7 protein-coding genes are annotated in these 9,200 nt (G+C 57.7%); 4 read left to right on the forward strand and 3 right to left on the reverse strand.

Going from position 1 to position 9,200, the window contains the following annotated elements; genetic code table 11:
* Positions 1 to 8: 8 nt before the first annotated feature.
* Positions 9 to 1,016 carry a tryptophan--tRNA ligase gene (trpS, locus tag NKJ21_RS14900; protein WP_032740388.1) on the forward strand — a complete coding sequence of 336 codons (1,008 nt, stop codon included), beginning with the start codon at positions 9 to 11 and terminating at the stop codon, positions 1,014 to 1,016.
* A 48-nt stretch (positions 1,017 to 1,064) separates the two neighbouring features.
* On the opposite strand, the gene NKJ21_RS14905 is transcribed toward trpS, so the two are convergent.
* On the reverse strand, positions 1,065 to 2,459 hold the full coding sequence (locus tag NKJ21_RS14905) for a diguanylate cyclase (protein WP_254732961.1): 1,395 nt from the start codon (positions 2,457 to 2,459) through the stop codon (positions 1,065 to 1,067).
* 403 nt (positions 2,460 to 2,862) lie between these two features.
* Here NKJ21_RS14905 and NKJ21_RS14910 point away from each other — a divergent pair, with 403 nt between their 5' ends.
* From NKJ21_RS14910 to NKJ21_RS14920, 3 genes are read left to right on the forward strand one after another with little or no spacing between them, the layout of a single operon-like run.
* Positions 2,863 to 3,930 (forward strand): HlyD family secretion protein, encoded by a 1,068-nt coding sequence (locus NKJ21_RS14910; protein WP_084441650.1) that lies wholly within the window; start codon positions 2,863 to 2,865, stop codon positions 3,928 to 3,930.
* Positions 3,927 to 6,671: a ribosome-associated ATPase/putative transporter RbbA gene (rbbA, locus tag NKJ21_RS14915; RefSeq protein ID WP_239270605.1), complete on the forward strand. Its 2,745-nt coding sequence runs from the start codon at positions 3,927 to 3,929 to the stop codon at positions 6,669 to 6,671. Before NKJ21_RS14910 ends, rbbA begins: the two co-directional genes overlap by 4 nt.
* Entirely contained in the window at positions 6,671 to 7,795 is a 1,125-nt protein-coding gene (locus tag NKJ21_RS14920) for an ABC transporter permease (protein WP_012542996.1), read from the forward strand. The genes rbbA and NKJ21_RS14920 overlap by 1 nt, the downstream gene beginning before the upstream one ends.
* A gap of 40 nt (positions 7,796 to 7,835) precedes the next feature.
* On the opposite strand, the gene NKJ21_RS14925 is transcribed toward NKJ21_RS14920, so the two are convergent.
* Together NKJ21_RS14925 and NKJ21_RS14930 are read right to left on the reverse strand one after the other, a co-directional pair.
* Positions 7,836 to 8,153 carry a hypothetical protein gene (locus NKJ21_RS14925; protein WP_012969041.1) on the reverse strand — a complete coding sequence of 106 codons (318 nt, stop codon included), beginning with the start codon at positions 8,151 to 8,153 and terminating at the stop codon, positions 7,836 to 7,838.
* A 323-nt stretch (positions 8,154 to 8,476) separates the two neighbouring features.
* Positions 8,477 to 8,752: a DUF2574 family protein gene (locus tag NKJ21_RS14930; RefSeq protein WP_012542998.1), complete on the reverse strand. Its 276-nt coding sequence runs from the start codon at positions 8,750 to 8,752 to the stop codon at positions 8,477 to 8,479.
* Positions 8,753 to 9,200 lie beyond the last annotated feature (448 nt).

Consider the following 9,200-nt stretch of genomic DNA (forward strand, 5'->3'; position numbering starts at 1 on the left):
AGTCCCTGATGAACCATTCGCAAACCATCCTCACCGGCGACCGCCCGACCGGCCAGCTGCACCTTGGCCACTACGTCGGCTCGCTACGCCAGCGCGTCGCGCTGCAGCACGACCACCAGCAGTTTATCCTGATCGCCGACCTGCAAGGGCTCACCGATAACGGCAGCAACCCACAAAAAATCAGCCACCATATCCTCGAAGTCATGGCCGATTATCTGGCCGTCGGCATCGACCCCAGGCTCACCACTATTTGCCTGCAGTCCGCTCTGCCCGCGCTGGCGGAGCTCAGCGCGCTGTATATGAATATCGTCACCGTCGCCCGCGTGGAACGTAATCCGACAGTCAAAAATGAGATTGCCCAAAAGGGATTCGCCCGTTCGCTGCCAGTGGGCTTTCTTGCCTATCCGATTAGCCAGGCGGCCGATATCACCGCCTTCAAGGCCGAGCTGGTGCCGGTGGGTGACGATCAGCTACCGATGATTGAGCAGACCAACGAGATCGTCCACAAGATGAATAGCCTCACCGGCGAGCCGGTGCTGCGCCACTGCAAGGCGCTACTCAGCGAAGTGAGCCGCCTGCCGGGCGTCGACGGTAATGCCAAAATGTCGAAATCGCTGGGCAATACGCTGACGTTATCGGCCAGTGAAGAGGAGATCCACCGCGCGGTCAGCGCGATGTATACCGACCCGACGCACCTGAGAGTCAGCGATCCGGGACATGTCGACGGCAACGTGGTGTTCACCTATCTCGACGCTTTCCATAGCGATAAGGCGCTGGTGGCAGAGATGAAAGCCCACTATCAGCGCGGCGGGCTGGGCGATCGCCAGTGTAAGAATGAACTGGAAACCTGCTTGCAGGAACTACTGGCGCCGATCCGCGAACGCCGGGCTACCTATATTCAGGATAAAGGGATGCTGCTTGAGCTGCTGCGCCAGGGCAGCGAACGTGCCCACCAGCTCACGCAGCAGACGCTGCATGAGGTGAAGCGCGGGCTGGGGCTGCCGGTGCTGTTCTGAGTTTCAGAGCCCTTCCCAGGTCGCGCTACGCTTACCGGGGCTGCGGTTTTATCCCCCGCCTTTGTGCATCTTCACGCAGTTGCGCCCCTCGCGCTTGGCGGCATACAGCGCGTTATCGGCGTCGCGCAGCAGCAGGTTGTAATCGGGGTGACCGGTGTGGGCGGCAAAGCCAATGCTGGCGGTGATGGGGATCTGCGTGTCGCCGCCAACGTTAAACGCCAGCTGGCCAATCTTTTTGCGCAGACGTTCAAGGAGAGGGAAAGCCTCTGCCGCGCGGGTCTCCACCAGCACCAGCAGAAACTCCTCGCCGCCGTAGCGGAAGAGATAGTCGCTGGAGCGAATATTATCGCTGAGCAGATCGGCTACGTGCTTAATGGCGCGGTCGCCGACCATATGGCCCCATTTGTCATTGATCTCTTTAAAGAAATCAATATCGATAATCGCTACCGTCAGCGGCAGGTCATACTCAATCGCCAGGGTGACTTCATGCTTGAGCACCACCGGCAGATAGCGACGGTTAAGCAGGCTGGTCAGTGCGTCTTTGCCGTTTTGCATCTGCGACAGACTACTGAACAATACCCCCAGCTGGCTGCTGATGTGCTGGCAATGGATATGGATCTTTTGTAGCAGGCTCTGAGTATTTTTATAACCAGCATCCTGTTCCGCGGTACGCCATTCGGTAATCAGCGCATCCACCTGACCGATCAACTCAGTAATCTCCCCCATCTGCGGATTGTGGTTAAAATAGCGAACGCATTTATGGCGAAACCACAAACCAAATTCGGATTCAGATAATAACGTTGCGTTAAGGTCCGTCCTGTTCTCACTGACGATATTAAAAATCGCACTATTTTCCCAACCCGAAAGCGATGCCTGCTGCTTGCCATACTCCATCGGGACGTTATCCATCAGGCTGTACAGACGAAAAGCTTCTTCATTTTTGGTAGCCCGATAATGCGACAGCGTATAGGCGTGACACATCATCTCCACCGCCATATTCATCGCCATGATCGCGTAATGGATAGCCGCTATCCCGGTGTCCCGCGCGACCTGGCTGTCACGAATCGCCTCCACCAGCCCGGATTTTATCTGCCGCGCGCCGCGCAGCACCGCCTCTGCCGGGATGCCAATCCGCGAATGAATGCTGCCGATCTGATACTGGCGCTCCGCAAGAGCCTGAAGATCCTCTTTTTCACAGGTCAGGATCTGCTGTACCCATCCCGCCAGAGAGCAGCTCAGACGTTCCTCAACCAGCTCATAAGAGAGGTGCCTGGCGATATCCGGATCCTGAAAAATAAAATCGTAAAAGCGGGTCGCTAACATCGACGATCGCTCATCAGCCATTTTTTTAAGCAATGCACGGACGTCCGGCGTCAAGCTGTCATACAGCGGTAGCCATTCCTTAAAAATCACGGCGATATATTTTTGGCTTTCTTCATTCATGAAATTAAAGCACTCGTCGGATGTTTCTCAATGCCAGGAGCGGAATCATATCGTAGTTACCGGGGGGCAACCAGATAACAAAACAGGCGCCCTGTTTTCGCGGTTTTATCCTGACGGTGGGTATTTCTGTTAACGCACCGACAAGACCATGTACTTCGTATGGACAACATCGCCACGAATGTTACTATCGCGATGACGGTAGCTCTCACTATGCGTGTTTCATTAAGGCCAGGATCGCTGATGATGACCACATAAGTAGCACAGCGATCGGCTGCGCATCGACGCGGCAGAGCGCGGCGTCAGCGGCCTTTATCCCCACCTTTTCGTCCCTCGCAAGGAGGACGCTCCGCTCGGCGGAGGAAACACGCGCACCACTCAGCAAAGGGAATCAAGCGAGTCGCGTATGGACAAAATAAAGAAACGTTGGGCAGGGTATCTTGTCGGCTTACTGGTGGTGCTCGCCGCCGCCGCATGGTGGCTGCTGCGCCCGCCAGGTCTCCCGAACGGTTTTGCCAGTAGCAACGGCCGAATCGAAGCCACCGAAGTCGATATTGCCAGTAAAATCGCCGGGCGTATCGACACGATTTTGGTCAAAGAGGGCCAGTTTGTGCGTCAGGGAGAAGTCCTCGCGAGGATGGATACCCGCGTACTGAACGAGCAGCGTCTTGAAGCCGCCGCACAAATCAAGGAGGCGGAAAGCGCGGTGCTCGCCGCCAGAGCCTTGCTCGATCAGCGGCAGAGTGAAATGCGCGCCAGCGAAGCAGTGGTGAAGCAGCGCCAGGCGGAGCTGGATTCCTCGGCGAAACGCCATGTCCGCTCGAATGCCCTGTCGCAGCGCGGCGCCGTCTCCGCCCAGCAGCTGGATGACGACCGCGCGGCAGCAGAGAGCGCCCGCGCGGCGCTGGAATCGGCAAAAGCCCAGGTCTCTGCCGCCCGCGCCGCCATCGAAGCTGCCCGCACCAGCATTATTCAGGCGCAAACCCGCGTCGAAGCCGCCCAGGCGACCGAACGGCGGATCCTTGCCGATATTGACGATAGCGAGCTGAAAGCACCCCGTGATGGCCGCATTCAGTATCGCGTCGCTGAGCCAGGCGAAGTCCTGGCCGCCGGTGGCCGGGTGCTGAATATGGTCGATCTCGCCGATGTCTATATGACCTTCTTTCTGCCAACCGAACAGGCTGGCCTGCTGGCGCTCGGCAGCGAAGCGCGCTTGATCCTTGATGCCGCGCCGGATCTGGTGATCCCGGCCAACATCAGCTTTGTCGCCAGCGTCGCCCAGTTCACGCCGAAAACGGTAGAAACCAGCGACGAGCGCCTTAAGCTGATGTTCCGCGTCAAAGCACGCATCCCGCCGGAGCTGCTGGCGCAGCATCTGGAATATGTCAAAACCGGCCTGCCCGGCATGGCTTACGTGCGGGTGGATAAACAACAACCCTGGCCTGAGGCGCTAACGGTGAGGTTGCCGCAATGAAACTGACGCCGCAGGATACCTCGCCCCCCGTCGCCCTGCTGGAAAACGTTGGCCAGCAGTATGGCGCCACCATCGCGCTGCGGGATATCAGCCTGGCGATCCCGGCACGGCGTATGGTTGGTCTGATTGGCCCGGACGGCGTCGGCAAATCGAGCCTGCTCTCGCTGATCGCCGGGGCGCGGGCCATTGAACAGGGTAACGTGATGGTGCTTGGCGGCGATATGCGTGATGTGCATCACCGCCGCGACGTGTGCCCGAAAATCGCGTGGATGCCACAGGGGCTGGGGAAAAACCTCTATCACACCCTCTCGGTGTATGAAAACGTCGACTTCTTCGCCCGCCTGTTCGGCCACGATAAAGCCGAGCGCGAACTGCGAATCAACGAGCTGCTGCAGAGCACCGGGCTGGCGCCGTTTCGCGATCGCCCCGCCGGTAAACTCTCCGGTGGGATGAAGCAAAAGCTCGGCCTGTGCTGCGCGCTGATCCACGACCCGCAGTTGCTGATCCTTGATGAACCGACCACCGGCGTCGACCCGCTTTCCCGGGCGCAGTTCTGGGAGCTTATCGACAGTATTCGCCAGCGCCAGCCGGAGATGAGCGTGCTGGTCGCTACCGCCTACATGGAAGAGGCCGAGCGCTTTGACTGGCTGGTGGCGATGAATGCCGGCGAGGTGCTGGCGACTGGCAGCGCCGCGGAGCTCAAAGCCCAGACCGGCAGCCAGACCCTGGAGCAGGCGTTTATCGCCCTGCTACCTGAAGCACAACGTCAAGCGCATAAGACGGTAGTTATCCCGCCGCGCGACAGCCGCGAGGAAGAGATCGCCATCGAAGCGCGCGGCCTGACCATGCGCTTCGGCAACTTTGTTGCCGTCGACCACGTTAACTTTCGCATCGCCCGCGGCGAAATCTTTGGCTTCCTTGGATCTAACGGCTGCGGCAAATCTACCACCATGAAGATGCTCACCGGCCTGCTGCCCGCCAGCGAAGGTGAAGCCTGGCTGTTCGGCCAGCCGGTCGACCCGAAGGATATCGCCACCCGCCAGCGGGTCGGTTACATGTCACAGGCCTTTTCGCTCTATAGCGAACTGAGCGTTCGGCAAAACCTCGAGCTGCACGCCCGCCTGTTTCATATCCCGGACGACGAAATAGCCCACCGGGTCGCTGAGATGAGCGAGCGCTTTATGCTGACCGAGGTTGAAGACGCGCTTCCCGCCGATCTGCCGCTGGGGATCCGTCAGCGCCTGTCGTTAGCGGTGGCGGTCATCCACCGCCCGGAGATGCTGATCCTCGATGAGCCGACCTCCGGCGTCGACCCGGTGGCGCGCGATATGTTCTGGCAGCTGATGGTAGACCTGGCGCGCCAGGATCGCGTTACTATATTTATCTCCACCCACTTTATGAATGAGGCGGAACGCTGCGATCGCATCTCCCTGATGCACGCTGGCAAGGTGCTGGCCAGCGATACGCCACAGGCGCTGGTCGAGCTGCGCGGAGCCGCCAGCCTCGAAGAGGCATTTATCGCCTGGCTTAAAGAGGCCCAACCATCCTCTCCAGTACCAGAGGACCCCACGTCTGCTGTCGCATCGCATTCGGAACACACGGCCCCACGGCAGGCCTTCAGTCTACGCCGCCTGTTTAGCTACAGCCGCCGCGAGGCGCTGGAGCTGCGCCGCGATCCGGTGCGATCGACGCTGGCGCTGCTGGGGACGGTGATCCTGATGTTTATCATGGGTTATGGGATCAGCATGGACGTTGAGGATCTGCGCTTTGCCGTCCTCGACCGCGATCAAACCCTCAGCAGCCAGGGCTGGTCGCAGAACATAGCCGGTTCACGCTACTTTATCGAACAGGCGCCGCTGCAAAGCTATGACGAACTGGACCGCCGGATGCGTGACGGCGAACTGGCGGTGGCAATAGAGATCCCGCCGAACTTTGGTCGCGATATCGCCCGCGGCACACCGGTGCAAATCGGCGTCTGGGTGGACGGCGCGATGCCCAACCGCGCGGAAACCGTGCGCGGCTACGTGCAGGCGATGCATCTCGCCTGGCTGCAGGAGATGGCCGCCCGGCAGAGCAGCCCACAGCGCGATACCTCGCTCATCTCCATCGAGACCCGCTATCGCTATAATCCGGACGTGAAGAGCCTGCCGGCCATCGTCCCGGCGGTGATCCCGCTGCTGCTGATGATGATCCCGGCGATGCTCAGCGCCCTGAGCGTAGTCCGTGAGAAAGAGCTCGGATCGATTATCAACTTGTACGTGACGCCAACCACCCGCAGCGAATTCCTGCTCGGCAAGCAGCTGCCTTACATCGTACTGGGGATGTTTAACTTCTTCCTGCTGTGCGCGCTGTCGGTCTTTGTCTTTGGCGTCGCGCATAAGGGCAGCTTCCTGACGCTGACCCTGGCGGCGCTGCTGTATGTCACCATCGCCACCGGTCTGGGGCTGCTGATCTCAACCTTTATGAAGAGCCAAATCGCCGCCATCTTCGGTACCGCGATCATTACGCTGATCCCGGCAACCCAGTTCTCCGGGATGATCGATCCGGTGGCGTCGCTGGAAGGGCCCGGGCGCTGGATCGGGCAAATTTATCCGACCAGCCACTTCCTGACTATCGCTCGCGGCACCTTCTCCAAAGCGCTGAATCTCAGCAATTTGTGGGGCTCGTTCATTCCGCTATTGATTGCGGTGCCGCTGGTGCTCGGGCTGAGCGTGCTGCTGCTGAAGAAACAGGAGGGATGATGCGCGGATTACGCAATATTTATAATCTTGGCGTCAAAGAGCTGCGCAGCCTGCTCGGCGATAAAGCAATGCTGGCGCTGATCGTGTTTGCGTTTACCGTGTCGGTGTACTCCTCGGCCACGGTGATGCCCGGTTCGCTGCACCTGGCGCCGATCGCGGTTGCTGATATGGATAAATCCCAGCTCTCTTCACGCATCATTAACGCTTTCTACCGTCCCTGGTTTCTTGAGCCGGAGCTGATCACCGCTGATGAGATGGACGCCGGGCTGGATGCCGGGCGCTACACTTTCGCCATCAACATCCCGCCTAACTTCCAGCGCGATGTGCTGGCCGGTCGGCAGCCGGAAATCCAGGTCAATGTCGACGCCACGCGCATGAGCCAGGCCTTTACCGGCAACGGCTATATCCAGAATATTATCAGTGGCGAAGTCAACAGTTTTGTCGCCCGCTATCGGGATAACAGCGTACTGCCGGTAGAGCTGGCGGTAAGGATGCGTTTTAACCCTAACCTTGAGCAGGAGCGCTTTGGCGCGGTGATGGCGATCATCAATAACATCACCATGCTGGCGATCGTCCTCACCGGTTCGGCGCTGATCCGCGAGCGGGAACATGGCACCATAGAGCACTTGTTGGTGATGCCAGTAACGCCGTTTGAAATCATGATGGCCAAGATCTGGTCGATGGGCCTGGTGGTGCTGGTGGTCTCCGGGTTGTCGCTGATACTGATGGTGCAGGGGATTTTGCAGGTGCCCATTGAGGGGTCGATTCCCCTGTTTATGCTGGGGGTGGCGCTCAGCCTGTTCGCCACGACCTCAATCGGCATTTTTATGGGCACCCTCGCCCGCTCGATGCCGCAGCTGGGGCTGCTGATGATTCTGGTGCTGCTGCCGCTACAGATGCTTTCCGGCGGATCCACGCCGCGGGAAAGTATGCCGCAGCTGGTACAGGATATTATGTTGACCATGCCGACCACCCACTTCGTCAGTCTGGCGCAGGCGATACTGTACCGTGGCGCCAGCTTTGCCATCGTCTGGCCGCAGTTCTTAACCTTGCTGGCTATCGGCGGGGTGTTCTTTACTATCGCGTTGCTGCGTTTTCGTAAGACTATTGGCGAGATGGCGTAAGGGCTTAAGAAGGGCCGTCGACTTACGGCGGCCCAGGGATTTATTTGTGGCGATTCATAAAGCGACGTAAACCCCAGGTGAAGGCCATCGCCATACTAAACAGGATAAACAATAAGACAATCCAGCTGATGGAGATGCGCAGCAGCGTGCCGGGGGTCATAAACGGCTGCAGATAAACGGTGAAGGACTGGGCGGGTGATTTCCCCAGCAGTTCATAAACGTTATCCATAAGCCATACGCCGACCCGGCAGAACAGCCAGATAATCGCTGGCCAGCAGAGCAGCACCAGAAAGGTAAAGCGCTCCTGAATGTAAGTGAAGAGCTGGCGCAGTGGCGACCAGTTAAGCAGGATTTTCATTTCTATTCTCATATTGCCAGCCGATAACCTGCATATGTCTCGCAAGGTATTTCGGGCAGCATCCATACAGGCAATCATCCCCCTTTGTATAACAAATTTTCCGCCATATAAACCAGATCAAGTTAACAAAGTGTTAATGATGTAGCTCATTAAGACAAAAACAGGGAAGAAGCATACTGTTTGGCACAATACATCCGGGAGCGAAGTATTCAGTCACGGAAATATTTTTTCTGAATCGTAAGTGCGTTATTTTGCGGGAGGAAGAGGCAGCGCCATTATTTTACCGAGGCACAATAAAATGGCGCTGAAATAGAGAGATCATATTAATCGTAACTACTAATAATTATTTTCCGACTTGCATCATCCGGTAAATTCACCGTCCGCGTGATCACGCCGCGAGCATTCGTCACGCTATTTTGCGAAGCAATAAGATAGGTATTCTTTCCGCAACGCTGCTGAGGTTGTTTATTGACGATATCGGTACTGCAGGTTTCTGAAACCACCCGCCCGGAGAGCGTTAATGTGGCGGTATCAGCAGCAAACAGAGGTAAGCTTAGTCCATAAGCGAAAGCCAGAATCCCAATTAGCGGTTTTTTCATTGACTTTATAACCAGTTAACAGGATGAGAAATAAGCGAGTTGCTTTCTATTTTTCTCCCTCGGGAGAGATGATGCGTTGATTCATCACGCAGGGAAGATAATCCATATAATTAATAAGGACAATTCCAGGATAACCTATTAATGTGATAGGTATTACTGATGTTAACGAACCCGGCGGTCGGGCCGGATGTTTCCCCGGAGGCGGTGCTGCGCACCTTGTCCGGGCTACCAGTCAGCCCCGGTTTGTAGCCCCGGTAAGCGCAGCGCCACCGGGGAGACATGCCGGCACGGTTGCCGGACCACTGAAACGCAAAAAGCCCATCCGGCAGGATGGGCTTGTTACTTGTTTGATGCCTGGCAGTTTATGGCGGGCGTCCTGCCCGCCACCCTCCGGGCCGTTGCTGCGCAACGTTCAAATCCGCTCCCGGCGGATTTGTCCTGCTCCGGA

Origin of the sequence: Klebsiella sp. SWET4 (assembly GCF_024296565.1) — a bacterium.
GTDB lineage: Bacteria > Pseudomonadota > Gammaproteobacteria > Enterobacterales > Enterobacteriaceae > Klebsiella > Klebsiella variicola.

Excerpts from the sequence above, each read along its gene's own strand:
- trpS (WP_032740388.1), top strand. The coding sequence starts at position 9 with ATGAACCATTCGCAAACCATCCTCACCGGCGACCGCCCGACCGGCCAG.
- NKJ21_RS14905 (WP_254732961.1), bottom strand. The coding sequence starts at position 2,459 with ATGAATGAAGAAAGCCAAAAATATATCGCCGTGATTTTTAAGGAATGG.
- NKJ21_RS14910 (WP_084441650.1), top strand. The coding sequence starts at position 2,863 with ATGGACAAAATAAAGAAACGTTGGGCAGGGTATCTTGTCGGCTTACTG.
- rbbA (WP_239270605.1), top strand. The coding sequence starts at position 3,927 with ATGAAACTGACGCCGCAGGATACCTCGCCCCCCGTCGCCCTGCTGGAA.
- NKJ21_RS14920 (WP_012542996.1), top strand. The coding sequence starts at position 6,671 with ATGCGCGGATTACGCAATATTTATAATCTTGGCGTCAAAGAGCTGCGC.
- NKJ21_RS14925 (WP_012969041.1), bottom strand. The coding sequence starts at position 8,153 with ATGAAAATCCTGCTTAACTGGTCGCCACTGCGCCAGCTCTTCACTTAC.
- NKJ21_RS14930 (WP_012542998.1), bottom strand. The coding sequence starts at position 8,752 with ATGAAAAAACCGCTAATTGGGATTCTGGCTTTCGCTTATGGACTAAGC.